Raw genomic sequence first — 25,795 nt, forward strand, 5'->3', positions numbered from 1 at the left:
ACACAAATTTAGTTTTTATTATCTCTCTTTCAGTCCTGTAAATCAAGGGATAATTTCTCCCCAGAAAGAACATTTGTATTTTCCACGAGGAATGATGTCAGGTTTGCTGACCGTAAACAGGCGTTCAAAAGATAAATATGGTAAACAGCCTAACGTTTTGGGATGGAAAATGGTTAGAATGATTAGTAAAATTGATAAATGACCAGGTTAATATTTTTAAAGAATATTGACTAACCATAGAAAAATGGTAATATGTAAATGATAATGATAATCAATTACTATATGGCCATATTGTTTTGAGTCCTTGCGGAGTAGGAGATACGTTCTTTTTGCTGTAAGGATGTAAGGAGGCAGCATGAAGCTACGTTATTTATTTATTCTACTTATCATATTAGCCGTCACATCTGTATTTATCGGCGTAGAAGATCTGTCGCCGCTTGATCTTTTCGATTTAAGCAAACAAGAGGCGTCAACGCTGTTTGCAAGCCGTTTGCCGCGATTAATCAGTATTGTCATCGCGGGCTTAAGCATGAGCATCTGCGGCTTGATTATGCAGCAGATCAGCAGAAACAAATTCGTGTCACCGACGACGGCGGGCACGATGGATTGGGCTCGGCTCGGCATTTTAATTTCCTTGCTGCTGTTTACATCCGCCAGTCCTTTAATCAAAATGCTGGTCGCGTTTGTCTTTGCCCTAGCAGGCAACTTCCTGTTTATGAAAATCCTTGAAAGAATCAAGTTTAACGACACCATCTTTATTCCGCTTGTCGGTTTAATGCTCGGGAATATCGTCAGTTCAATCGCGACTTTTATCGCGTATAAATATGACTTGATCCAGAACGTGTCATCATGGCTTCAGGGAGACTTCTCCTTAGTCGTGAAAGGGAGATACGAGCTTCTTTATCTGAGTATTCCGCTCGTTATCATTGCCTATGTGTATGCGGATAAATTCACATTGGCCGGTATGGGAGAAAGCTTTTCTGTCAATCTCGGCCTAAAGTACAAAAGGGTAGTGAACATCGGGCTCATTATCGTGTCCCTGATCACGTCTCTTGTCATTTTGACTGTCGGTATGCTGCCGTTTCTCGGTTTAATCATCCCGAATATTGTATCGATTTACAGAGGAGACAATCTGAAGAGCAGCCTGCCGCATACTGCGCTATTGGGAGCGGTTTTTGTGCTGTTTTGCGATATATTGGGCAGAGTCATTATCTTCCCTTATGAAATCTCGATTGGCCTGATGGTCGGAATCATCGGCAGCGGCATTTTCCTGTTTATGCTGTTAAGGAGAAAAGCGTATGCGTAACCAGATGAAAATGGCGTTGCTCGTTGGTTTAGCCATTGTATGTATTGGCTTGTTTCTGTTTTATGACTTAAGCAATTGGGATTACACTCTGCCGAGACGAATCAAAAAGGTCGCCGCCATTGTGCTGACGGGGGGAGCGATTGCGTTTTCGACGATGATCTTTCAAACGATTACGAACAACCGCATCCTGACGCCGGGCATCTTGGGCCTCGATTCTCTCTACATACTGATTCAGACCGGCATTATCTTTCTGTTCGGTTCTGCGAATATGGTCATTATGAATAAAAACATCAACTTTATCATCTCTGTTCTTCTGATGATACTGTTTTCTCTTGTTTTATATCAGATCATGTTCAAGGGTGAGGGGAGAAATATCTTTTTCCTTCTGCTTATCGGTATCGTGTTTGGCACGCTGTTCAGCAGCCTGTCTTCCTTTATGCAGATGCTGATTGATCCGAATGAGTTCCAAGTGGTGCAGGACAAGATGTTTGCCAGCTTTAACAACATCAATACAGATTTGTTATGGCTCGCGTTCATCATCTTCCTGCTGACTGGCGCGTATGTATGGCGTTTTACAAAGTTTTTCGATGTGCTGTCGCTTGGACGCGAGCACGCCGTGAATTTGGGCATTGACTACGACAAAGTGGTGAAGCAGATGCTGATCGTGGTTGCGATTTTGGTTTCTGTGTCAACAGCGCTAGTCGGGCCGATTATGTTTTTAGGCCTTCTTGTCGTCAACCTGGCGAGAGAATTCCTGAAAACCTATAAGCATTCATACTTAATCGCAGGCTCCGTTTTCATCAGCATCATTGCGCTGGTCGGAGGGCAGTTTGTGGTTGAGAAAGTGTTTACCTTCTCAACGACGCTGAGCGTCATTATTAATTTTGCCGGCGGGATTTATTTTATCTACTTGCTGTTAAAGGAGAATAAATCATGGTAGAGGTCAAAAATGTAAGCAAACAATATGGCGGGAAAGTTGTCCTTGAAGAGACGTCAGTCACGATTCAAAAGGGCAAAATCACCTCGTTTATCGGTCCTAACGGCGCCGGCAAAAGTACGCTGCTGTCTATCATGAGCCGCCTGATCAAAAAGGATTCCGGCGAGATTTACATAGACGGACAAGAGATTGGATCATGCGACAGCAAAGAGCTTGCCAAGAAAATGAGCATTTTGAAGCAGGCGAACCAAATCAATATCAGGCTCACGATCAAAGACCTCGTCAGTTTTGGCAGGTTTCCGTACTCACAGGGCCGGCTGACTGAGGAAGACTGGGTTCATATCAACCAGGCGCTCAGCTATATGAAGCTGGAAGACATTCAGGACAAATACCTCGACCAGCTAAGCGGCGGACAATGCCAAAGGGCATTTATCGCCATGGTCATTGCCCAGGACACCGATTATATCTTTCTGGATGAGCCGCTGAACAATCTGGATATGAAACATTCAGTTGAAATTATGAAACTGCTGAAACGGCTGGTAAAGGAGCTTGGAAAAACGATCGTCATCGTCATTCACGATATCAATTTTGCTTCTGTCTATTCGGACTATATCGTAGCTTTGAAAAACGGCCGCATCGTAAAAGAGGGGCCGCCTGAAGAAATAATAGAAACCTCTGTGCTTGAGGAAATTTACGATATGACCATCCCGATTCAGACGATTGATCATCAAAGAATAGGTGTCTATTTTTCTTAATATATAGAAGAGGTGAAGAGCATGAAAAAGTTCGCATTACTATTCATCGCTTTGGTGACGGCAGTTGTCATTTCTGCATGCGGAAACCAAAGCACAAGCAGCAAAGGTTCTGATTCAAAGAAAGAACAAATCACGGTGAAACACCAGCTGGACAAAAACGGCACAAAAGTACCGAAGAACCCTAAAAAAGTTGTCGTATTTGACTTTGGAAGCTTAGATACATTAGATAAACTAGGACTTGATGATAAAGTAGCGGGCCTGCCGAAACAAGCCCTTCCTAAATATCTGTCCAAGTTCAAAGATGACAAATATGCTGATGTTGGAAGCCTAAAAGAGCCAGACTTCGAGAAAGTGGCAGATTTAGACCCTGACCTGATCATTATTTCAGGAAGACAATCTGAGTCTTACAAAGAATTCTCTGAAATCGCGCCGACGATTTACCTTGGCGTAGACACAGCGAAGTATATGGAATCATTTAAATCAGACGCGGAAACAATCGGTAAGATTTTCGATAAAGAAGACGAAGTGAAAGATGAACTCGCAAAAATCGATGATTCAATCGCAGATGTAAAGAAAACGGCTGAAAAGCTTAACAAAAACGGTCTAGTGATTATGGCGAACGACGGGAAGATCAGCGCATTCGGCCCTAAATCAAGATACGGCCTGATCCATGACGTGTTCGGCGTGACACCGGCTGATAAAAACATCAAAGCGTCTACTCACGGACAAAGCGTTTCATACGAGTACATTTCAAAAACAAACCCTGATTACCTGTTTGTCATTGACCGCGGTACAGCGATCGGTGAAACATCATCTACAAAACAAGTCGTTGAAAACGATTATGTGAAAAACGTAAACGCAGTGAAAAATGATCATGTCGTCTACCTTGATTCTGCTACTTGGTACTTATCAGGAGGCGGTCTTGAGTCTATGGCGCAAATGATTAAAGAAGTGAAAGACGGTTTAGAAAAGTAAAACCAAAAAGAGCCTCCGCTAAATCAGCGGGGCTCTTTTTATGTTGATCAGCGTGCCGGCTGCTGTTCGGCAGGGCGCTGAGGTTTCTTTAGTGTGAATGAGAGAAGGAAGCCGACAAGTGCTATGACGGCAGCCACAATAAAAGCGGCGTTCATGCCGTGCAGGGCGGCGTGCTTTACATTTGTCGTGCCTGCATGTGCCGCCTGGTTGCTCATCACGGAAACCAATAGCGCGGTTCCGATCGAGCCGCCGACTTGGCGAATCGTGTTGTTCATCGCCGTTCCGTGCGGAATCAGGTGGCGCGGCAGCGCATTGATGCCGGCTGTTGTCACCGGCATCATGATCATGGCGGTGCCTAAGAGACGAACGGTGTATAAAACGACAATCCAAGCGAGTGACGTATGATCAGTCAGCTGCATAAACGGCAGTGATGTCAGGAAGATGATGCAGAAACCGGCAATCGCCAGCCCTCTTCCGCCGACACGGTCAAAAACTCTGCCGATAATCGGCGACATGAAGCCCATCACAACGGCTCCCGGCAGAAGCATAAGCCCTGTATCAAAAGCTGTGACGTCTCTGACGTTTTGTGTATAAAGCGGCAGGATGGTTTCCGTACCGATCAATAATGCAAAGACAAGGGTTCCCAGCAGTGTTGTTAAGCTGAAAACGCCAAACGTGAAGACGCGGAATTCCAGCATCGGTTTTTCAAGCTTCATTTGTCTTGTGATAAATAAGAGCAGCGCGATGACACCCACCAGCAGTGAAATCAAGACGGTTGAACTGGACCAGCCGTAAGAGCCGACGCTTGAGAAGCCGTACAGAAGGCCGCCGAACCCAAATGTTGAAAGGATGACTGATAAAATATCAATCTGTGTTTTTCTTAAAGTCGTCACGTTTTTCATCAGGATGCTGGCAAGAATCAAATCAATCACAGCAAACGGAAGAATAATATAAAACAATGATCTCCAAGAGAAAGCTTCGACAGCCCATCCGGAAAGAGTCGGTCCGATCGCAGGCGCAAATGAGATGACCAATCCAACCATACCCATAGCCTGGCCGCGCTTTTCAATCGGAAAGATTGTCAGGAATACAGTCTGCATGAGCGGCATCATAATGCCGGCTCCGGCCGCTTGAATGATACGAGCCGTCAGCAGAACCGGGAAGTTCGGCGCGAATGCTCCGACAATCGTTCCGGCGGTGAAAATGCTCATTGCTGTGATGAGCAGCGTCCGGCTTGTGAATTTCTCAATTAAAAACGCAGTGATCGGAATTAAGATCCCGTTGGTTAACATAAATGACGTGGTCAGCCACTGTGCTTGGTTGGCATCAACATTGAAATCCCTCATGATATGGGGGAGGGCGGTAATCAACAATGTCTGATTCAAAATCGCCACAAACGCTCCGGCTAGCAAAATGCCGACAATGACAGAACGGTTAAAAGGTTTCGGTTCAATACTTGTGTCCAATACATATCCCTTCTTTTCTCTAAGTGATTAACAGTGTTTTTAACATGGAAACGGGCTGTGTTAAAACACCGGTTTGTTCCAGATAGCCAATTAGTGATTTGAGTAAAAAAGCGCGGGGTTCTTCCTTCTTCGCTTCTTCTTCCAGCATGGCGGCTGCGGATGTCAGTTCATCTACGTCATAGTCCGCGGCAGGCAGGGAAGAGATGCCTTTATGTAATTCCTTCAGGCTTTCCGATAATAGGACTGACTTATCCTTTGGTTTGTAGGAGGATGCCGAATGAATATAAAGCTCGATGGCTTCGGGCGGAAGAAGAGACTGATGGGTTTCCCTGTTTTTTACAATCTGATTGAGGGTGCTGATGATAAACGCTGCGATCGGGTCAAGCTCAAGCGGTTTTTCCTCAATTTTGATCAGCATTAAAAACTCACGCATCATGCCGTGAAGAATGATGACCAAATCCCACACAAACGGGAGAATGGTTTCTCCATACGCCTGGATCAGCGAATCACGGTGCCAGCAGATAATCGTCGATCTGGTCTGATGGATATGCTGTTTGACCCGGTCATTATGCAGCTTGGGATTTCCGTAGGTCAGCATATTGAAAAACTGCTGATTCCGCCTGAAGCCCTCCAGTTCCATTTTGACCTTTTGCGTCAAACGCTCCTCCGGTGTAAGTGCGGTATTTTCCTGAAGTCTTGAGGCCGCGGCCACCATTTGCTTCTGGTTAAATGACAGTAGCTCCAAAAGCAGGTCTTCTTTAGATTGAAACAGCTTATATATCGAAGCTTTTGACATCTTACATTCTTCTGCGATCGCCTGCATGGAAACCGACGTAAAATCCTTTTCCGAAAAAAGCTTTCGCGCGGCTAACAAGATATCTGTTTTTTTATCAAGCATCTCATGGCTTCCTTCTTTCTTGAACATTAGAAAACCCATTGGTTCACAGAAAACCAATGAGTAACAATGAAAAAATTTTACCAAATAAACAAAATAGAAGTCAATGGATTTTAACCGGGTAAATGAAAGGCCTGCCGGAAAATCCGACAGGCCGGGTGAAGGCTTATTTTTCAACCTTAAATCCTTGTTTTTCAAGCATTTCACGGATATGCGGATAGTACAGGCGCTCATAGTAGGAAGCGATGCTCTGTGACCAGTTTCTTGTTTCTTTTCCGTTTGTCCGTTTATTCATGTATTCAGACATCTGTTCGTCGTATGCCTGAATGTGAGACGTCAGCTCATCCTGGTTCAAATAAGTTTCCTGATGATTGACTGCTGCCTGCGGGAGGCGCGGTTTTTTCGCGGAACGGTCAGCAGGATGCCCAATGACAAGTCCTGATAAAGGGAACACGTATTTCGGAAGCTCAAGCAGTTCGATCAGCTCTTGAGGGTTTCCGCGAACCGCGCCGATCGGAACTGTGCCAAGTCCGAGTGACTCAGCCGCTGCTGTCGCTGTGCCGAGGGCAATACCAGCGTCTACTGCGCCGACAAGAACAGATTCCAATCCATTTGTGATTTCCATTTTGAAATCATGCAGATCTTCAAGCGCGATTTTGGCCCGGTTGAAATCTGCGCAGAACAGCAGGAAAACAGGGGCTTGATCGATCCATGGCTGGCCGCCTGCCAGCTCAGAGATTTTCTTTTTGCGCTCTTTATCCTGCACTGTGATCACAGTCACTTGCTGCCCGTTGATAGAAGAAGGGGCTGCTTGCACCGCTTCAATGATTTGGTCCAATTGCTCTTGAGCTACAGGTTCATCTGTGTAGCTGCGAATCGAGCGGTGGTCTGTTAATGATTTAATCACTTCATTCATATGAGACACCCTTTCTTTACTCGCTAAGCTCTGTGCGGACAACATCAAGAGGAGCGCTCAGCAGTTCTTTTGCTTTTGCGACAAACCCTTGGAAGTGTGCAGTTTCATTGTGGGATTTCATCGCTGCTTCACCTTTCCATTGTTCAAGCATGACAAATGTATTTTCTTCGCCTACTTTTTCAAATAGGTCGTACTGCGCGTTGCCTTCCTCAGCTCTTGAATGCTGAACAAGCGATTGCGCCTCGCTCAAAAATTCCTCGCGTTTTTCTGGTTTTACTTTCATGTAAGCTTGTAATACGATCATTCTAATCTCCTCCATCGTTATGCTGAATTTATTGTTCGAATTTCATCGAACTAACTGTACCATGTATTCTACATGAGGTAAAGGAAAAACCCTTAATTAGTAAAATTGTCATTCTAATTGTTGTGTGATACATTTGTGTCATGAACATTCCAAACCATCCAGAAACAGAAACATTGCAGCTGACAAAGGTTCTTCATGCACTTAGCGATCCGCTTCGTTTAGAGCTGGTCAAGCAATTAGCTGAAGCGAAAGAAAAAACGTGCAGCACCTGTGCGGATGTGCAGGTTGCTAAATCGACTTTGTCGCATCACTTTAAAGTTTTGAGAGAATCAGGCATCGCGCAAGTTCGGATAGAAGGAAAGCGCCGGTATTACTCGCTTCGCGCTGAAGACCTTGAAAAGGCATTTCCGGGCCTGCTTGAAGCCGTGCTGAATGTAGACCAGGACCGCTGGTGAATCAATCCCCTGTAACGGGGATTTTTTTATGTCCGTAAACAGCTTTGAAAAGCCGCTGCACACCCTCCTGAATATCCTCTTCCTTCAGCCGGGCAAAGCCGATAATGAGTGCTGTCCTGCCTGTTTGCCGCTGGTTTTTCTTCAAGTTAAACCGGCTCATTCCGAATATTTCAAGCTGCAGGCCGGCGGCATGTGAGAGGATGTCTTGTTCGGTGCGGCTGGTATCAAATTCGGTAACAAAGTGCAGCCCCGCATTTGCTCCTTTAACGGTAACTGCTCCGCTGAACCCTGCTTCTAAAGCGGTGATCAGGCGTTCTCTCTTTTCTTTATAATGCTGCTTCATTTTTTTTATATGCTTCTGGTATTCACCAGACTCGATAAATTCCTGCAGGGTGAGCTGCGTCAGTGATGAGCAAGTCTGCAGATCATAGCCCCGCTGTTTGTATGTCCTCAACAGCTCAGGCGGCAACACCATATAGCTGATCCTCAAGCCGGGGAGAAGGGACTTCGAAAAGGTTCCCATATAGATGACATTTTGAAAACGATCTAAGCTTTGCAGTGCCGGTATACTGTCTACATCATATGTGAATTCACTATCATAATCGTCCTCAATGATGTATCGGCGCGGCTTCCCGGCTGCCCAGTTCAGCAGCTGAATTCTTCTGGATACAGGCATAATCGTTCCGGACGGAAACTGATGCGACGGGGTCGTCACCAGCACATCAGGCTGCTGTCTGGTGATTTCAGCAATCGACATTCCTTTTTCATCCAGCATGATCGTTTTTACTTGTTTTCCGGCATTCCTCAAAAGCTGGTACATGCGCCTGTAGCCAGGCTCCTCCATCGCATACACGGCTTCCTTGGGCAAAAGCTCAGTCAACAGCTGCATGAGCACCTGTGTGCCTGCCCCTATGATTATTTGTTCCGGCCTGCATTTTACACCCCGCGTCAGAGAAATGAGCCTGGTAATGGCCGCTCTTACTTCATATATCCCTTGCGGATGCGACATCTCGCCGAGCGTGCGGTATGAGCGGGAGGCCGCTTTTTGCTCGCAGCGAAACCAGCTTTTGATCGGAAAATGGTCTGTATCGGAGCTCATGTGTGAAAACGAAATCCAATCGCTCTGATCAATGTGAATCTCTTTCAGGTCATCGGGCAGTGCATATGGAGTAAGCTCCTCGGCGGAAAACATGTCTAGCTCCTCCACGAAGAAACCCTTTCGCTCAATGGCGTACAAATACCCCTCAGCCAGCAGCTGCTGATAGGCTGAATTCACTGAATTTACGCTGACCTTCAGATTTACAGCCAGCTCCCGCTTGGAGGGAACCTTCGAGTGTGGCAGCAAATTGTGGCTGAGGATTTCTTTTTTCAGCTTTTGATAAATTTGCTGATAGATATAATCAGCTTGTTCTGAACGATCGAGTGTAATCGTGATATCCATTTGCAGATTCTCCTTCTGATACCATCCAAAAGTTATAATTGGTACTTTTCATCATACCAAAGAGAAGTCAGAATGATAAGAAAATACCGACAGGGGGATATTCACATGAGTCAAACAACAGCAAGCATCACAACTGCACAATGGCAGCAAAAACGGGATCAATTTGTGTCAAAAGGTGTGAGCAACGGCAACCGCAGTCTGGCGGTCAAAGGAGAAGGGGCTGAGCTGTACGATCTGGACGGCCGGAGATTTATTGATTTTGCAGGCGCCATCGGAACGTTAAACGTCGGTCACTCTCATCCGAAGGTGGTTGAGGCTGTGAAGCGGCAGGCGGAGGAGCTGATTCATCCAGGCTTCAATGTCATGATGTATCCGTCTTATATCGAATTAGCCGAAAAACTGTGCGGCATTGCACCGGGCGATCACGAGAAAAAAGCGATTTTTCTTAACTCAGGAGCGGAAGCGGTCGAAAACGCTGTGAAAATCGCCAGAAAGTATACAAAACGTCAAGGGGTTGTCTCGTTTACCCGCGGGTTTCACGGGCGTACGAATATGACGATGAGCATGACAAGCAAGGTAAAACCTTATAAATTCGGTTTCGGGCCTTTTGCGTCAGAGGTTTATCAAGCGCCGTTCCCTTACTATTATCAGAAGCCGGCTGGCATGAATAATGAAAGCTATGACGATATGGTCATTCAAGCATTCAATGATTTCTTTGTTGCTTCCGTTGCGCCTGAAACGGTAGCGTGTGTCGTGATGGAGCCGGTGCAGGGAGAAGGCGGATTTATTATTCCTTCGAAAAGGTTCGTGCAGCATGTTGCTTCATTCTGCAAAGAACATGGCATTGTTTTTGTTGCTGATGAAATTCAAACCGGCTTTGCCAGAACTGGCACTTATTTTGCGATTGAGCACTTTGATGTAGTGCCTGACCTGATCACGGTGTCTAAATCGCTTGCGGCTGGTCTGCCATTAAGCGGTGTGATCGGCCGTGCGGAAATGCTAGATGCGGCAGCGCCAGGCGAGCTAGGGGGCACGTATGCCGGCAGCCCGCTCGGCTGCGCGGCGGCTTTGGCTGTCTTGGATATTATTGAAGAAGAAGGGCTGAATGAGCGATCTGAAGAAATTGGAAAAACCATTGAAGGCAAGGCGTATGAGTGGAAACAAGAATTCCCGTTCATCGGTGACATCCGCAGACTCGGGGCGATGGCGGCAATCGAAATCGTCAAGGATCCTGACACGCGTGAGCCTGATAAAGCAAAAGCAGCAGCGATTGCTGCCTATGCGAATCAAAATGGATTACTTTTGCTGACAGCGGGAATTAACGGTAATATCATCCGCTTTTTGACACCGCTTGTCATCTCAGACAGCCTTTTAAATGAAGGGCTAAGCATCCTGGAGGCGGGCCTGCGAGCTTAATCATTGGAAAGAAAACGGCCGGGTCTGCTATCATTTTAAGTAATCATGAAAAGAAAGGAATGTTCAATATGCCAGATCAATTAAAGGTCTACAACCCGGCTACGGGCGAGGAGATCAAAACGATCCCTCAGCAATCAGCCAAAGAAGTAGAAGAAGCCATTGAACGTTCACATCAAGCGTTTAAAACGTGGTCTAAAACATCAGCGAACGAAAGAGCGTCTCTTTTGAAAAAATGGTATGAGCTGATTGTTGAACATAAAGAAGAACTTGCAGATTTAATTACAAAGGAAAACGGAAAACCCTATCAGGAAGCAGTCGGAGAGGTACTATACGGCGCAGGCTATATTGAATGGTTCGCAGAGGAAGCGAAGCGTGTGTACGGAAGAACGGTCCCCGCTCCGACAACGGGTAAACGAATTGTGGTCACACGCCAGCCCGTCGGTCCCGTTGCCGCTATCACGCCTTGGAATTTTCCGAATGCGATGATTACACGCAAAGCGGCGCCTGCTCTTGCTGCGGGCTGTACATTTATCATCAAGCCGGCGCCGGACACACCGCTGTCTGCTTATGAACTGGCGCGCCTCGCATATGAAGCGGGCATTCCGAAGGATGTTCTTCAGGTTGTGATCGGCGATGGAGAAGAAATCGGAAATGTGTTCACAAGCAGTCCGAAAATCCGCAAAATCACGTTCACAGGATCAACACCAGTAGGGAAAATCCTCATGAAAAACAGCGCGGACACTGTGAAACACGTTTCAATGGAACTCGGCGGACACGCCCCGCTGATCGTAGATGAAGATGCGGACATTGACCTTGCCGTTGAACAGGCGATGGCGTCCAAATACCGGAACGCCGGGCAAACATGCGTATGTGCCAACCGCCTGATCGTTCATGAATCCATCAAAGATGAATTTGCTGCGAAACTGAGCGAGCAAGTGTCTAAGCTGAAAGTCGGAAATGGACTTGAAGAAGGCGTCAATGTCGGCCCGATCATCAACAAAAGAGGCTTTGAAAAAATCGTCAGCCAAATTGATGATGCGGTTGAAAAAGGCGCGAAAGTGATTGCTGGGGGCACATATGACCGAAACGATGACAAAGGTTGTTACTTTGTGAATCCGACAGTGCTTACCGATGTTGATACGTCCATGAATATCATGCATGAGGAAACATTCGGCCCAGTCGCCCCGATCGTCACGTTTTCTGATATTGATGAAGCGATTCAGCTTGCCAACGATACACCGTACGGCTTAGCTGCTTACTTCTTCACAGAAAACTACCGCCGCGGCATCTATATTTCCGAAAATCTAGAGTATGGCATTATCGGCTGGAATGACGGCGGACCATCAGCGGTTCAAGCGCCATTCGGCGGAATGAAAGAAAGCGGCATCGGCCGTGAAGGCGGTTCGGAAGGCATCGAGCCGTACCTTGAAACAAAATATTTGTCCATCGGTTTGTAAAAGAATGCAAGCTCCTGAGAGCTGCCGGATTTTCCGGCAGCTCTTTTTGTGTTCCGGCGAATAATCACAACAATTCCAGCCAAAATAACAGCAAATACATTTTGAAAGAAGGTTCCCCAACAATGGATTTATTATTGGCTCTTCTCCCAGCTTTGTTTTGGGGGAGCATTGTTCTCTTCAATGTGAAATTAGGCGGCGGGCCGTACAGCCAGACACTGGGAACGACGATCGGGGCGCTCATAGTTTCTATCGTTATTTACTTTTTTGTTCAGCCCGTTCTGTCACTTCGCATCTTTATTGTTGGAATCGTATCCGGCTTATTTTGGTCACTTGGACAGGCCAACCAGCTGAAAAGCATTCAATTGATGGGCGTATCTAAAACAATGCCGATTTCCACAGGAATGCAGCTCGTTTCCACCTCGCTGTTCGGTGTGATCGTGTTCCGCGAATGGTCAACACCGATTGCGATTACGCTCGGCGTTCTCGCTTTGATCTTTATCATTGTGGGAATCATTCTCACGTCCTTGGAAGATAAGAATGATAAAAAAGAAGGCGAGCCAAGCAATTTGAAAAAGGGCATTTTGATTCTCCTTGTTTCGACTCTTGGTTATTTGGTTTATGTAGTCGTGGCTAGATTGTTCAATGTGTCCGGCTGGTCCGCGCTGCTGCCGCAGGCAATTGGCATGGTGGTCGGGGGGTTAGTTTTAACCTATAGACACAAACCCTTTAACAAGTATGCAATCAGAAATATTCTCCCAGGCTTAATCTGGGCAGGCGGAAATATGTTTTTGTTTATTTCTCAGCCGCGAGTTGGCGTTGCAACGAGCTTCTCCCTTTCACAAATGGGAATTGTCATTTCTACGCTCGGGGGTATTTTCATCCTGCGTGAAAAGAAAACGAAACGTCAGCTAATAGCAATTGCAATCGGGATTATCCTGATTATTGCGGCCGCCGTCTTCTTGGGTATCGCGAAATCAAATTCATAACAAATGGAGGAAGATGTATATGTATCCGGATTTAAAAGGAAAAGTCGTTGCCATTACAGGAGCTGCATCAGGGCTTGGAAAGGCAATGGCCATCCGCTTCGGCAAGGAGCAGGCAAAAGTGGTTATCAACTATTATAGTGATAAACAGGATCCAAACGAGGTAAAAGAAGAGGTCATCAAGGCAGGCGGTGAAGCTGTTGTCGTCCAAGGAGATGTCACGAAAGAGGAAGATGTAAAAAATATCGTGCAAACGGCAATTAAAGAGTTCGGCACACTCGATATTATGATTAATAATGCCGGGCTTGAAAATCCTGTGCCGTCTCACGAAATGCCGCTTAAGGATTGGGAAAAAGTCATCGGCACGAACTTAACGGGTGCCTTTTTAGGAAGCCGTGAAGCGATTAAGTACTTCGTGGAAAACGATATCAAGGGAAATGTCATCAATATGTCCAGTGTGCATGAGATGATTCCGTGGCCGTTATTTGTCCACTATGCAGCTAGTAAAGGCGGAATTAAGCTGATGTCTGAAACGTTGGCTTTGGAATACGCGCCGAAGGGCATTCGCGTCAACAATATCGGGCCAGGTGCGATCAACACGCCAATCAATGCTGAAAAATTCGCTGACCCTAAACAGAAAGCGGATGTAGAAAGCATGATTCCGATGGGATATATCGGCGAACCGGAGGAAATCGCAGCAGTAGCGGTGTGGCTTGCTTCGAAGGAATCCAGCTACGTCACAGGCATTACGCTGTTTGCAGACGGCGGAATGACGAAATATCCTTCTTTCCAGGCAGGCCGCGGTTAAACATAAAAAGCGACCCAGACATGACATCTGGATCGCTTTTTTTATTAGGCGCGTTTTTTCTTAACAAGCGCTGCTACAGATAAAATAATGGCAGCCGCGGACAGCACAATCGCTGTAATGTCTAGAGCTGAAGAACCTGCGTTTTCAGAATCATCTTCTGTTTTCGTGGCGCCGTGCTCATCTGTCACTTGTTTTGCAGAAGTGATCTTTGTAATGGAGTGAGGTGTATCGGCATTCTCGTCACCTGTCCATTCAACAATGCTGCTGTCCTTATAATATTGATATGCGTCCCAAGCGGCTTCCTCCGCTTTGTCAGGGTTTTTTGCAACAAAGGTAAACTGCTGGAACTGTCCTTCCTGAATACCGCCGCCAGTCGCTTCCCACGTCACGGACACTGATTTGTCATCATGTTTTTGGGTGGAAACCTTCCAGCCTGGAATTGGCTCGTACTGCTGGAATTCAACATCCTTCGGCATTTTGAGGACAACCTTCGTTGTCGGTTGATTTTTCTCGGAAGGAACCTTCATTGTATACGTTTCCCAAGAGCCTGCAGCAGATTCAGCCGGTTTTACAGAAACATGCGCGCTGGCAGGAGCCGTAAAGAATAAGAGAGAGCCGACAATAGCCGGACATAGTGTCAATGCGATTTTTTTCAACAACGTAAACACTCCTTTAATTGGTCTTTGTAAACATGATATTGATTTCGTTAAAGTCACCGGTCAGTCCGTGGACTTTGATCTTCCAGTTTCCCTTCTCATTAATGGACAGGTTTTCATCCTGGAAGACGCCTTTTGTTTTCTCTTTTAATTGAAACGTGCTTTTGTTTTCGCTGCCTGACAGCCCTGTTTTATAAATGGTTAACGTGATTTGCTGGATGTTTTTCACCGGATCTCCGTTATGGTCGGTGACTCGCAGCTCAAAAACATTTTTCCCGGGCTGGTTTGGGCTGATGCTGAGTGAAACGCTTTGTCCGTTCTCAATCGCTTTGGTTTGGTAGAACGGTTCCGGCTGCGGCTCAGGCGGGCTTGGCAGGCTTGTAAACACAGCAGCTGTGATCAATACAGCAATGCCGATTGCCCACTCCGCTTTCAACGTTCGGCTGATTCCTGTGCGGCGCTGCTTTCTGGTGAGAAGAAAATGAATCGCGCCTAAAACCAGCATGAAAACAAACAGCCCGCTTTTCACTAAAAGTGCTTGGCCATACGCTGTATGGAACAGTGAATCCATTGAACGAATGATGAAAAATCCATTGAGCAAGCCTGAAAACAAAATGACGCCGACTGCAGTGAGTGCCCATGGGGAGAACCGGCTTACCGTTTCCCATGCGAGCGTTTTGTCAGGCTGCCTCCATTCTTTTGAGAGCAGCAAAACGAGTGCCGCGATTCCGCCGACCCAGATGGAAGCGGAAGATAAATGAAGGAAATCCATCAAAATGCCCACTGTTTTTTCTTCAACGACAGCCGCATGTCCTGTAAACGCCTTGGCAAGCAGGAGACCGAAAAAGAAAATGAGCGGCGCAGTCCAATAGCCAAAAGATGAAAAGCGGTTTTTCCGTATTGCAGGGATTACAGACAGTGCGAGCAGCACGAACAGTGCGGCCTGTATAATCCAAATAGAGCCGCCTGCTGTCTCAAACAGTGTTTCTCTGATGTAGCCCGGCTGGAATGCGCTGCCCCAGCCACCGCCTGCGTTCGCTTTTGTTTGAATCGGAAGCTGAAGCAAAAGCGCCAGACCCAGTGCTGCGATCGAGACGATCAGGATACGTCTCGTCCGTTTCACGAGCTGTTCTGGTTTCCCTTTATACCAGAAAAGATGGAAGAAAACCGTTCCGATAAACAGAGATAAGGCTGTATACAGAATCGCGCGATCTGCGGCTGTTCCCGGATTCAGCGCTGAAACGGATGCTTTTTGGCTGCTGAATCCGCCATCCGCTTTCCCGATACTGAACGGAATGACGCCGGAAACCGGATGCCCGTCCGCGGATACGGCATTCCATTCCGCTCTGTACACATCATGAGGCAGATTCTTTTTTAGCTTCACTGTCATGATGTGATTGTTGTCTTTTTTGATTTCCGTCTTATCCATATCCACCCGGTCGCCGTTTGAATTATAGACTTTAATGTAATGAAACCCTTCTTCAACTGGTTCATTAAATTCAATCTCCACCTGTGCAGGCGCGGTTTTTAATTCGCTGTTTTCCCCAGGTGAGGATTTGACAATATAGGCGTGAGCAAAGCTTGTTTTCGGCAGGAAAACAAGAAAAAGCAGCAGAATGATCCACCATCTGTTTCGCTTCATCACTCAGACACCACCTTCCGCTGTATGTGTTGTGTTATTTCTTGGTGCAGGTGCAGCGTTTCTTTCTGTCTTTGAGCATGTCTTCCAGCGCTTGGTCGAAAGTGCGGACGGCGCCGCCGAATCCTTTTTGAAATCGTTCGGCATGATCAAGCGTCGCAAACGGAATGGCCTGCGGCTGGCAGCAGTGCAGGTTTAATTCAGCATTTACGACGAAATAAGCCGAACCGGCACTGACGGTTGTGTGTAACAGAAAATCTCTGCAAATCAAGTGTGAAACCTCTTCCGTTTTATCGGCGTAACGCAAAAATGCACAATGTGCGCAGCATAGCTGTTCAATGTCTTGGTTTACCGTAATCAGCTGAACCGAATGAGCTTGATTGACGGGCTTCAAGCAATAGCTGCACATATGATCTGTTTGAGGTGTTCGGACGGGAAGCGTGATACCGCCGGCTGTTTTAATGACTTGATTTGACTGAACCAGCTGATTGACATCTCTATATACCGTCATTTCCGAAACGCCGAACCTTGCGCTGATGTCAGAAATTCTAAGCGAGCCTTCTTCTTTCAGCCACTTCAGTATGTGTTGCTGTCTATTAATCGGAAGCATTCATACACCCTCTTCATTAAGATCTATTTAAGCGTAGAGGATTTTAGAGACGGAGACAAGTAAGTGGATGATAAAAAATGTGAAAATGTGTTGAACAGAAACAAAACGTAACAGAAGGGACTCTGATATAATAGACAGATGGAATAGAAAGTGAGGAATACCCTATGAAAGAAACACCATGCCCGAACTGCGGCAAACCTTTGACAGGCGATATGGTCAGATCATCAAATGTGCCTTGTCAATTTCGCTGCGGCCACTGCCGGGAACGGCTTTATGAATATAAAGTTTCAGCTCCGATTATGCTGGTATCATTAGCGGCTATCGTGCTGCTTATTTATCTTTTGATGCTCCTCCGCAATGCGGCAGGCTCAGTGCTGCCAGCTGTACAGCACGTGCCGATGGCTGTATTTGCGCTTGTGTGCGCGTATCCCGTTTTTATTGTGAGTGAGCGGATGATTGCAAAGTACGTGATTCAAAACGGCAACATTATTTATAGAGGAAAGAGAAAAGGCTCCTGATATCAGGAGCCTTTTTATTTTTAAAAAAATGTCACAGTCATGTGCCAAAGTCCTCTTTACTTTCAATTGTATAGGGGCTGTAAGCGTTTTAACATAGAGTCAAAGGGAAGGCATCATTCTCTAAACATATCTTTGTATTTTATAGCGACAAACAAAACAGGGAGGGTTTATATATGCAGCAGCAAGAACAGCAGCAAGGCGGCATGAAAGTGAAAGTGCAGCGCTTTGGGAGTTATTTGAGCGGAATGATCATGCCGAACATCGGCGCGTTTATCGCGTGGGGCATCATTACCGCGTTGTTTATTCCGGCAGGATGGGTTCCAAATGAACAGCTGAATACGCTTGTCAGCCCGATGATCACGTATTTACTGCCGCTTTTGATAGCGTATACAGGCGGAAAAATGATTTACGACCATCGCGGCGGAGTCGTCGGGGCGACAGCGGCAATCGGGGTGATTGTCGGGTCAGATATTCCAATGTTTCTAGGCGCAATGATTATGGGGCCGCTTGGCGGATACCTCATTAAACAAACTGATAAATTGTTCAAGGATAAAGTCAAACAAGGCTTTGAAATGCTGATCAACAACTTTACGGCAGGGATTGTCGGCGCGGCTTTAACGATTCTCGCGTTTTACGCCATCGGCCCGGTTGTCCTGACACTAAACAAATTGCTGGCGGCTGGTGTGGAAGTCATTGTACACGCGAATTTACTGCCGGTAGCCAGTGTTTTTGTAGAACCGGCGAAAGTGTTGTTCCTCAACAACGCCATTAACCATGGAATCTTAAGCCCGATCGGAATCGAGCAAGCATCTCAGACAGGAAAGTCCATTTTGTTTTTAGTGGAAGCAAACCCTGGACCGGGGCTCGGCATTTTGCTGGCGTACATGTTCTTCGGCAAGGGATCTTCAAAATCAACGGCTCCCGGTGCGGCGATCATTCATTTCTTCGGCGGGATTCACGAGATTTATTTCCCGTACATTTTGATGAAACCGGCCCTGATTCTCGCAGCCATTGCCGGCGGAGCAAGCGGACTTTTAACGTTCACGATCTTTAATGCCGGACTTGTCGCAGCGGCGTCACCGGGAAGCATTATCGCATTGATGGCGATGACGCCAAGAGAAGGCTATTTCGGCGTATTGGCGGGTGTATTGGTCGCTGCAGCTGTATCGTTCATCGTTTCAGCAGTGATCCTGAAATCCTCAAAAGCAAGTGAAGAAGACCTGGCTGCCGCAACAGAAAAAATGCAGTCCATGAAGGGGAAGAAAAGCCAAGCAGCCGCTGCTTTAGAGGCGGAACAAACCAAAGCGGAGGAAGCGTCTGAGCTGTCTCCTGAAAGCGTAAACAAAATTATCTTTGCGTGTGATGCGGGAATGGGATCAAGTGCCATGGGGGCATCCATCTTAAGAAACAAAGTGAAAAAAGCAGAGCTTGACATCAGTGTGACCAACACGGCCATTAACAATCTGCCAAGCGATGCGGATATTGTCATCACCCACAAAGATTTAACAGACCGCGCGAAAGCAAAGCTGCCGAACGCGACACACATATCAGTGGATAACTTCTTAAACAGCCCGAAATACGATGAGCTGATTGAAAAGCTGAAAAAGTAATCTTATAGAAAGAGAGTGATACTCATGCAAGTACTCGCAAAGGAAAATATTAAACTCAATCAAACGGTATCATCAAAAGATGAGGCCATCAAATTGGCAGGCCAGACGCTGATTGACAACGGCTATGTGACAGAGGATTACATTAGCAAAATGTTTGAACGTGAAGAAACGTCTTCTACGTTTATGGGGAATTTCATTGCCATTCCACACGGCACAGAAGAAGCGAAAAGCGAGGTGCTTCACTCTGGAATCTCAATCATTCAGATTCCAGACGGCGTTGAGTACGGAGAAGGCAACACGGCAAAAGTGGTATTCGGCATTGCGGGTAAAAATAATGAGCATTTAGACATTTTGTCTAACATCGCCATTATCTGCTCAGAAGAAGAAAACATTGAACGCCTGATCTCCGCTAAAAGTGAAGAAGATTTGATCGCCATTTTCAACGAGGTGAACTGACATGATCGCCTTACATTTCGGTGCGGGGAATATCGGGAGAGGATTTATCGGCGCGCTGCTTCACCACTCTGGCTATGATGTGGTGTTTGCGGATGTAAACGACACGATGGTCAGCCTCCTCAATGAAAAAAAAGAATACACAGTCGAACTGGCAGAAGAAGGACGTTCATCAGAGGTCATTGGCCCGGTCAGCGCGATTAACAGCGGCAGCCAGCCGGAGGAGCTGTACCGGCTGATTAATGAGGCTTCGCTAATCACAACAGCTGTCGGCCCGAATGTGCTGAAGCTGATTGCTCCATCTATCGCAGAAGGTTTAAGACAGAGAAACGCTGCCAACACACTGAATATCATTGCGTGCGAAAATATGATTGGCGGAAGCAGCTTCTTAAAGAAAGAGATATACAGCCATTTAACGGAAGCAGAGCAGGAATCCGTCAGTGAAACGGTAGGTTTCCCGAATTCTGCCGTTGACCGGATCGTGCCGATTCAGCATCATGAAGACCCGCTGAAAGTATCGGTTGAACCATTTTTCGAATGGGTCATTGATGAATCAGGCTTTAAAGGGAATACACCAGTCATAAACGGCGCGCTGTTTGTTGATGATTTAACGCCGTACATCGAACGGAAGCTGTTTACGGTCAATACCGGACACGCGGTGACAGCGTATGTCGGCTATCAGCGCGGATTGAAAACAGTCAAAGAAGCAATCGATCATCCGGAAATCCGCCGTGTCGTTCATTCGGCGCTGCTTGAAACTGGTGACTATCTTGTTAAATCGTATGGCTTTAAGCAAACTGAACACGAACAATATATCAAAAAAATCATCGGGCGCTTTGAAAATCCTTTCATTTCGGACGATGTGACCCGCGTAGCGAGATCGCCTCTCAGAAAATTGGGAGAGAATGATAGACTCGTAGGCCCGGCAAAGAAAATAAAAGAGCCGAACGCACTGGCGGAAGGAATTGCCGCAGCCCTGCGCTTCGATTTCACCGGTGACCCTGAAGCGGTTGAACTGCAGGCGCTGATCGAAGAAAAAGGATACAGCGGCGTACTTCAAGAGGTGTGCGGCATTCAGTCCCATGAACCGCTGCACGCCATTGTTTTAAAGAAACTCAATCAATAACCAACCACCACCCGTGACACAATGTCACGGGCTTTTTTTACAATCTCGCTATCTAGTATAATAGAAAACGCTTACGATAACAGGGGGAGGAGAATGACGATGAAACAATTCGAGATTGCGGCAATACCGGGAGACGGAGTAGGAAAAGAGGTTGTAGCGGCTGCTGAAAAAGTGCTTCATACAGCGGCTGAGGTGCACGGGGGTTTGTCATTCTCATTCACGGCTTTTCCATGGAGCTGTGATTATTACTTGGAGCATGGCAAAATGATGCCCGAAGATGGAATACATACGCTTACTCAATTTGAAGCCGTTTTCTTGGGAGCCGTCGGAAATCCGAAGCTGGTTCCCGATCATATTTCGTTATGGGGGCTGCTATTGAAAATACGGAGGGAGCTTGAGCTTTCCATTAATATGAGACCCGCCAAACAAATGGCGGGCATTACGTCGCCGCTTTTGCATCCAAATGATTTTGACCTCGTGGTGATTCGCGAGAACAGTGAGGGTGAATACAGTGAAGTCGGCGGGCGCATTCATAAAGGCGATGATGAAATCGCCATCCAGAATGCCGTGTTTACAAAAAAAGCGACAGAACGTGTCATGCGCTTTGCCTTCGAATTGGCGAAAAAACGGCGCGGCCATGTGACAAGTGCGACAAAGTCTAACGGCATTTATCACGCGATGCCGTTTTGGGATGAAGTCTTTCAGCAGACGGCCGCTGAGTATAGCGGAATCGAAACGTCATCCCAGCATATTGATGCGCTGGCCGCTTTTTTTGTGACGCGTCCGGAAACGTTTGATGTTATTGTGGCGAGTAACTTGTTCGGTGATATTTTAACCGACATCAGCTCGAGCCTGATGGGAAGCATCGGCATTGCGCCTTCTGCGAACATCAATCCATCCGGCAAATATCCATCCATGTTTGAACCGGTTCACGGCTCGGCTCCTGACATTGCCGGACAGGGCCTTGCCAATCCAATCGGCCAGATTTGGACAGCGAAGCTGATGCTTGACCACTTCAGGGAGGAAGAACTGGGGGCGAAAATTCTGGATGTAATGGAGCAAGTAACTGCCGACGGCATCAAAACACGCGACATTGGGGGACAAAGCACAACGGCTGAGGTCACTGATGAAATCTGTGCGCGTTTAAGAAAGCTCTGATGAAACAGGCCGGGGAAGTTGGCTGCCCCGGCCTGTCCATTTCCTTACGAAAATTTCCACAAAAGTCTAACCAAGCTGATCCAAATGCTGTATAATAATTTGGAATTCTTAGGAAAGCACTGGGTGAAGGAAGTTGAATGCAAAAACAATCACGTTAAAGAAAAAAATAAAAATCAAATGGATCGTTGTACTCAGTATCGTTGTAATAGCAGCTCTCATTTTTACGATTAGATTGGTGTTTTTCAAGCCCTTTCTCGTTGAAGGCCAATCGATGGCCCCAACGATTAGAGACTCAGAAAGAATTTTGGTTGATAAAGCAGTCAAATGGACTGGCGGGTTTCATAGAGGCGACATCATAGTCATTCATGACAAAATGAGCGGCCGCTCTTTTGTCAAACGTTTAATCGGTTTGCCTGGTGACAGCATCAAAATGAAGAATGATCAGCTATACATAAATGATAAAAAGGTGGAAGAACCGTACTTAAAGGAACAGAAACAAGAGGTCGAAAAGTCGGGTGGAACCTTAACAGGCGACTTCGAAGTTGAGGTGCCATCCGGTAAATATTTTGTAATGGGAGATAACCGTCTCAATTCACTGGATAGCAGAAATGGAATGGGCATGCCTTCTGAGGAAGATATCATCGGTACTGAATCTCTCGTCTTTTATCCATTCGGTGAGATGAGACAGGCAAAATAAAACGCAATGCAAAAAGTACATGGAACGTATGACGGCACTAATAAAAAAGCGCCGTGCACGTTTAAAAAAATGATGATGAAGCAGGGCGGAGACGTTTTTCCGCCCCGTTTTTTATGATGGAAAGCGTTTTGAAGAAAAGGGCCCTCTCGAAATAAACAGAATCAGGATTGGCGAAGCCGTGAAGCGCATCAAATTGATAAATCTTCAGATGGGCATGCTGTTTCTCCCGAAGTTTTTTGATCAGAAGCGCCACGTCAAACGATGGCTCATAAGAAGGGAAAAACAATAGGATCGGGCAGGCTGGCACGTGATGAAGAGAATCACGTATCCGGGAACCATAATAACAAACAGCTCCGCTAACCTCGGGCATACTGCTGCATTTCCATGCGATGGTAGCCCCTACGCTGAATCCAATCACAAAGATGTGCCGTCCGGCGTTTTGCCTGATCACATTCTGGATGATGGTTTCTCCCGTTTTCAGCCGTTCATTTTTTGTAAATTGTTCGTATGCCGTTTTTTCCTCTAGCAGTGTGTAGACTTCTTTCGGTTCGAGGAAGTTGGGTGTCAGCACATCATATCCGGCCATGTTGATCAGCCGGGCCATCTTTTTCATATGACTGTTTACACCGTATATTTCGTGGACAAGAATGACAAGCGGTTTTGGGGACATAACGGCCTCCTTTTGTGTTTTTTCCATTATATCCTATCGTTACGCTTTAGGCTGATATATAATGGTCAAAAAAAGGAGATATACAATGAACCCTTTATCTTTGCCTCACCGCTATCCTTTTTTATTTATTGATGGCGTGACGGATAGCGAGCCCGGAAAACACGCGGCAGCTTATAAACGAATTAGTGAGAATGACTGGTTTATCACTGATGCCCAAACAGAAATGCCGTTTTCACTTGTGATTGAAGCGCTAGCGCAAACCGCTGCTTTTACAGGAATTACAGATGAGAACAGCTTGGGGTTATTGTCTTCGGTGAAGAAAGCGGAAAAGCTGGGAGCGGCTGTGCCTGGTGACCGGCTTGATCTTACGTTTGAAGTCACGCGCAATCGGCGCGGATTTGTGTTCGGACATGCCAAGGCGTCAGTAGGGGAGCAGCCTGTTGCTGAAGCTGAAATCGGCATCTATATTGAAAAATGAAAAAAACCCTTCACAACATTTTGTGAGGGGTTCTATTTTGTGTCGTAATCCCGTTCGCTTTGAGAGTCATCTCTTTGCTGGCGTTTGTGTTTTTCATCATTCATATTTTCCTTCAGCTCTTCATTAGGAATTGGATCGGTTAAGTCGTTGTGCTCGGGATTTTCATTTGGTTTGTTTTGCTGTTTTCTTTCTTTCATGTTTGATCACCTCACCGTTTGTTTTCCTCTTATCCGTTCACCTCAAACATGGGAAATCGCTTTTTTGTCCCGCTGGGTATAATGTATTAGAATAGAGAGAAGCACAACAAAAAGATAAAGAGAGGTACATATATGTCTGTTCAAAGAGAAGATGTAGATATCAAGCTGATCGCAATTGATATGGATGGAACATTGCTGAACGACGAGCAGCTGATCTCGGATGAAAACCGCAAAGCCATTCGTGAAGCGGAGGATAAAGGTGTGTATGTGGTAATCAGCACGGGCCGGACGCTGATGACGTGCCGGGAGCTGGCGGAGTCGCTGAAGCTGTCATCCTTTCTAATCACGGCAAACGGCAGCGAAATCTGGGACTCGAATTTTAATTTGGTGGAACGGAAGCTGCTCCATACAGACCATATTCAAATGATGTGGGATTTGCGGAATAAACACAACACCAATTTCTGGGCTTCTACCGTGAACAAAGTATGGAGAGGCGAGTTTCCGGAAAACATTACGGATCATGAATGGCTCAAATTCGGCTTTGACATCGAGGATGACGACATCCGAAACGAAGTGCTGGAGGAGCTAAGAAAAAACAAAGAGCTCGAAATCACAAATTCAAGTCCGACAAACATTGAAGTCAACGCGCTCGGCATCAACAAAGCGGCAGCCCTTGCCAAGGTTACGGAAAAACTCGGCTTTGCGATGGAGAATGTGATGGCGATGGGCGACAGCCTCAATGACATCGCGATGATTATAGAAGCGGGTCTGGGCGTCGCAATGGGCAATGCGCAAGACATCGTGAAAGAAACGGCTGATTGGATCACGGATACAAATATTGAGGATGGTGTCGCTAAGGCGATTCGCCATTGGGTACTATAAAAAAAAGAGTCCTAAGATGGACTCTCTTTTTGTTTGGCAGGTTTTCTTCTGGGACCATGGTAGGTTTTCTGACAAAAGTATTTCACAAACTAATATGCTTGACTTATAATGAAATAAGTTCAAAAATTCGGAATAGTCGTTCCGAATTTCGGGACAATAAATACATAAAGCATATCGTTTGCTTTGGCAGGAGGGATTCTGTGTTTCAAATTGATTTAAACTGTGATTTAGGAGAAAGCTTCGGAGCCTACAAGATAGGCCTTGACCAAGATATTTTAGAGTATGTGACATCAGCGAATATCGCATGCGGATTTCATGCTGGAGATCCTAGTGTGATGCGAAAAACCGTCACGCTTGCAGCAGAAAGAGGTGTGAAAATCGGCGCGCATCCGGGCTTGCCGGATTTACTCGGTTTTGGGCGCCGCAATATGGCGATTTCACCTGAGGAAGCGTATGATCTTGTCATTTATCAAATTGGCGCGCTCTCTGGCTTTCTAAAAGCAGAGGGACTTCACATGCAGCACGTCAAGCCGCATGGCGCTTTATACAATATGGCGGCAGTCGATCAAAAACTGTCGGATGCGATCGCGAAAGCTGTCTATAAGGTTGATCCCGGCCTGATTCTTTTCGGTCTTGCTGAGAGCGAGCTTGTAAAAGCGGGAGAACGGATCGGACTTCAGACCGCAAATGAAGTGTTCGCCGACAGAACATACCAATCGGACGGCACGCTGACACCGCGCTCCCAACCGGACGCACTCATTGAAAGTGATGATGCCGCCGTCACCCAGGTCATCAAAATGGTGAAAGAAGGGGCGGTCAAATCTCAGCAAGGACATGATGTGTCATTAAAAGCAGATACAGTCTGTATTCATGGAGATGGAGCCCATGCGCTGACATTTGCCCGAAAAATCAGAAAAGAGCTTAAGGCGGCAGGAATTGAAGTGACAGCTATTTCAGAACAGAAGTCGACATAAAGGAGGAACAATA

28 protein-coding genes are annotated in these 25,795 nt (G+C 46.4%); 18 read left to right on the plus strand and 10 right to left on the minus strand.

The window, feature by feature from the left end; all coding sequences use genetic code 11:
* Positions 1-355 precede the first annotated feature (355 nt).
* Genes yclN through yclQ form a run of 4 tightly spaced genes read left to right on the plus strand, consistent with a single transcriptional unit; the run spans position 356 to position 3,973 of the window.
* On the plus strand, positions 356-1,306 hold the full coding sequence (gene yclN / locus MY9_RS02170; protein WP_014662773.1) for a petrobactin ABC transporter permease YclN: 951 nt from the start codon (positions 356-358) through the stop codon (positions 1,304-1,306).
* Positions 1,299-2,246 (plus strand): petrobactin ABC transporter permease YclO, encoded by a 948-nt coding sequence (gene yclO / locus MY9_RS02175; RefSeq protein ID WP_014662774.1) that lies wholly within the window; start codon positions 1,299-1,301, stop codon positions 2,244-2,246. Before yclN ends, yclO begins: the two co-directional genes overlap by 8 nt.
* A complete protein-coding gene (yclP, locus tag MY9_RS02180) occupies positions 2,240-2,998 on the plus strand; it encodes a petrobactin ABC transporter ATP-binding protein YclP (RefSeq protein ID WP_014662775.1) in 759 nt (252 codons plus the stop codon). Before yclO ends, yclP begins: the two co-directional genes overlap by 7 nt.
* A 21-nt stretch (positions 2,999-3,019) precedes the next feature.
* Complete coding sequence (gene yclQ, locus MY9_RS02185; protein ID WP_014662776.1) at positions 3,020-3,973, plus strand: petrobactin ABC transporter substrate-binding protein YclQ; 954 nt, start codon at positions 3,020-3,022, stop codon at positions 3,971-3,973.
* Positions 3,974-4,020: 47 nt separating this feature from the next.
* Here the strand turns inward: yclQ and MY9_RS02190 are convergent, their stop codons facing one another.
* From MY9_RS02190 to MY9_RS02205, 4 genes are all read right to left on the minus strand, one after another.
* The gene (locus MY9_RS02190) at positions 4,021-5,439 is read right to left on the minus strand and encodes an MDR family MFS transporter (protein WP_014662777.1); all 1,419 of its coding nucleotides are present in this window, start codon (positions 5,437-5,439) and stop codon (positions 4,021-4,023) included.
* A gap of 19 nt (positions 5,440-5,458) precedes the next feature.
* Entirely contained in the window at positions 5,459-6,337 is an 879-nt protein-coding gene (locus MY9_RS02195) for a TetR/AcrR family transcriptional regulator (RefSeq protein WP_040084166.1), read from the minus strand.
* Between the two features lie 163 nt (positions 6,338-6,500).
* Positions 6,501-7,250: an oxygen-insensitive NADPH nitroreductase gene (nfsA, locus tag MY9_RS02200; RefSeq protein ID WP_014662779.1), complete on the minus strand. Its 750-nt coding sequence runs from the start codon at positions 7,248-7,250 to the stop codon at positions 6,501-6,503.
* Positions 7,251-7,266: 16 nt separating this feature from the next.
* Entirely contained in the window at positions 7,267-7,554 is a 288-nt protein-coding gene (locus MY9_RS02205; RefSeq protein WP_014662780.1) for a putative quinol monooxygenase, read from the minus strand.
* A 140-nt stretch (positions 7,555-7,694) separates the two neighbouring features.
* On the opposite strand from MY9_RS02205, the gene MY9_RS02210 reads away from it, so the two are divergent.
* Positions 7,695-8,009 carry an ArsR/SmtB family transcription factor gene (locus MY9_RS02210; protein WP_003234476.1) on the plus strand — a complete coding sequence of 105 codons (315 nt, stop codon included), beginning with the start codon at positions 7,695-7,697 and terminating at the stop codon, positions 8,007-8,009.
* Between the two features lies 1 nt (position 8,010).
* Here the strand turns inward: MY9_RS02210 and gabR are convergent, their stop codons facing one another.
* Complete coding sequence (gene gabR / locus MY9_RS02215; protein ID WP_014662781.1) at positions 8,011-9,450, minus strand: MocR-like transcriptional regulator GabR; 1,440 nt, start codon at positions 9,448-9,450, stop codon at positions 8,011-8,013.
* Positions 9,451-9,555: 105 nt separating this feature from the next.
* Here gabR and gabT point away from each other — a divergent pair, with 105 nt between their 5' ends.
* The 4 genes from gabT (at position 9,556) to gdh (ending at position 14,114) form a co-directional block, all read left to right on the plus strand.
* Complete coding sequence (gene gabT / locus MY9_RS02220; RefSeq protein ID WP_014662782.1) at positions 9,556-10,866, plus strand: 4-aminobutyrate--2-oxoglutarate transaminase; 1,311 nt, start codon at positions 9,556-9,558, stop codon at positions 10,864-10,866.
* A 68-nt stretch (positions 10,867-10,934) separates the two neighbouring features.
* Positions 10,935-12,323, plus strand: a complete 1,389-nt coding sequence (gene gabD, locus MY9_RS02225; protein ID WP_014662783.1) for a succinate-semialdehyde dehydrogenase — start codon at positions 10,935-10,937, stop codon at positions 12,321-12,323.
* 122 nt (positions 12,324-12,445) lie between these two features.
* On the plus strand, positions 12,446-13,309 hold the full coding sequence (gene glcU, locus MY9_RS02230; protein WP_014662784.1) for a glucose uptake protein GlcU: 864 nt from the start codon (positions 12,446-12,448) through the stop codon (positions 13,307-13,309).
* A gap of 19 nt (positions 13,310-13,328) precedes the next feature.
* Entirely contained in the window at positions 13,329-14,114 is a 786-nt protein-coding gene (gene gdh / locus MY9_RS02235) for a glucose 1-dehydrogenase (protein ID WP_014662785.1), read from the plus strand.
* Between the two features lie 44 nt (positions 14,115-14,158).
* Here gdh and MY9_RS02240 read toward each other — a convergent pair whose 3' ends face one another.
* From MY9_RS02240 to ycnK, 3 genes are read right to left on the minus strand one after another with little or no spacing between them, the layout of a single operon-like run.
* Positions 14,159-14,773, minus strand: coding sequence for a YcnI family copper-binding membrane protein (locus tag MY9_RS02240; protein ID WP_014662786.1), 615 nt, complete (start codon positions 14,771-14,773; stop codon positions 14,159-14,161).
* Positions 14,774-14,786: 13 nt separating this feature from the next.
* Complete coding sequence (gene ycnJ / locus MY9_RS02245) at positions 14,787-16,412, minus strand: copper transporter YcnJ (protein WP_014662787.1); 1,626 nt, start codon at positions 16,410-16,412, stop codon at positions 14,787-14,789.
* 34 nt (positions 16,413-16,446) lie between these two features.
* The gene (gene ycnK, locus MY9_RS02250) at positions 16,447-17,019 is read right to left on the minus strand and encodes a copper uptake transcriptional regulator YcnK (protein ID WP_014662788.1); all 573 of its coding nucleotides are present in this window, start codon (positions 17,017-17,019) and stop codon (positions 16,447-16,449) included.
* A gap of 164 nt (positions 17,020-17,183) precedes the next feature.
* Here ycnK and MY9_RS02255 point away from each other — a divergent pair, with 164 nt between their 5' ends.
* From MY9_RS02255 to sipU, 6 genes are all read left to right on the plus strand, one after another.
* A complete protein-coding gene (locus MY9_RS02255) occupies positions 17,184-17,537 on the plus strand; it encodes a hypothetical protein (RefSeq protein WP_003246726.1) in 354 nt (117 codons plus the stop codon).
* A gap of 173 nt (positions 17,538-17,710) precedes the next feature.
* Complete coding sequence (locus tag MY9_RS02260; RefSeq protein ID WP_014662789.1) at positions 17,711-19,147, plus strand: PTS mannitol transporter subunit IICB; 1,437 nt, start codon at positions 17,711-17,713, stop codon at positions 19,145-19,147.
* Positions 19,148-19,171: 24 nt separating this feature from the next.
* Positions 19,172-19,603, plus strand: coding sequence for a PTS sugar transporter subunit IIA (locus MY9_RS02265; protein WP_014662790.1), 432 nt, complete (start codon positions 19,172-19,174; stop codon positions 19,601-19,603).
* Position 19,604: 1 nt separating this feature from the next.
* Positions 19,605-20,726, plus strand: coding sequence for a mannitol-1-phosphate 5-dehydrogenase (locus MY9_RS02270; RefSeq protein WP_014662791.1), 1,122 nt, complete (start codon positions 19,605-19,607; stop codon positions 20,724-20,726).
* Positions 20,727-20,819: 93 nt separating this feature from the next.
* Positions 20,820-21,884 carry a tartrate dehydrogenase gene (locus MY9_RS02275; protein WP_081483593.1) on the plus strand — a complete coding sequence of 355 codons (1,065 nt, stop codon included), beginning with the start codon at positions 20,820-20,822 and terminating at the stop codon, positions 21,882-21,884.
* 133 nt (positions 21,885-22,017) lie between these two features.
* The gene (gene sipU, locus MY9_RS02280; RefSeq protein WP_014662793.1) at positions 22,018-22,581 is read left to right on the plus strand and encodes a signal peptidase I sipU; all 564 of its coding nucleotides are present in this window, start codon (positions 22,018-22,020) and stop codon (positions 22,579-22,581) included.
* A 61-nt stretch (positions 22,582-22,642) separates the two neighbouring features.
* Here the strand turns inward: sipU and MY9_RS02285 are convergent, their stop codons facing one another.
* Positions 22,643-23,251, minus strand: coding sequence for a dienelactone hydrolase family protein (locus tag MY9_RS02285; protein ID WP_014662794.1), 609 nt, complete (start codon positions 23,249-23,251; stop codon positions 22,643-22,645).
* Positions 23,252-23,336: 85 nt separating this feature from the next.
* Here MY9_RS02285 and MY9_RS02290 point away from each other — a divergent pair, with 85 nt between their 5' ends.
* Positions 23,337-23,729 carry a 3-hydroxyacyl-ACP dehydratase FabZ family protein gene (locus MY9_RS02290; protein ID WP_014662795.1) on the plus strand — a complete coding sequence of 131 codons (393 nt, stop codon included), beginning with the start codon at positions 23,337-23,339 and terminating at the stop codon, positions 23,727-23,729.
* A 32-nt stretch (positions 23,730-23,761) separates the two neighbouring features.
* Here the strand turns inward: MY9_RS02290 and MY9_RS02295 are convergent, their stop codons facing one another.
* On the minus strand, positions 23,762-23,926 hold the full coding sequence (locus MY9_RS02295) for a hypothetical protein (protein ID WP_014662796.1): 165 nt from the start codon (positions 23,924-23,926) through the stop codon (positions 23,762-23,764).
* Between the two features lie 132 nt (positions 23,927-24,058).
* On the opposite strand from MY9_RS02295, the gene MY9_RS02300 reads away from it, so the two are divergent.
* Entirely contained in the window at positions 24,059-24,808 is a 750-nt protein-coding gene (locus tag MY9_RS02300; protein WP_014662797.1) for a Cof-type HAD-IIB family hydrolase, read from the plus strand.
* Between the two features lie 200 nt (positions 24,809-25,008).
* The gene (gene pxpA / locus MY9_RS02305) at positions 25,009-25,782 is read left to right on the plus strand and encodes a 5-oxoprolinase subunit PpxA (protein ID WP_014662798.1); all 774 of its coding nucleotides are present in this window, start codon (positions 25,009-25,011) and stop codon (positions 25,780-25,782) included.
* Positions 25,783-25,795: the final 13 nt, after the last annotated feature.

This window comes from Bacillus sp. JS (assembly GCF_000259365.1).
GTDB classification, from domain to species: domain Bacteria; phylum Bacillota; class Bacilli; order Bacillales; family Bacillaceae; genus Bacillus; species Bacillus stercoris.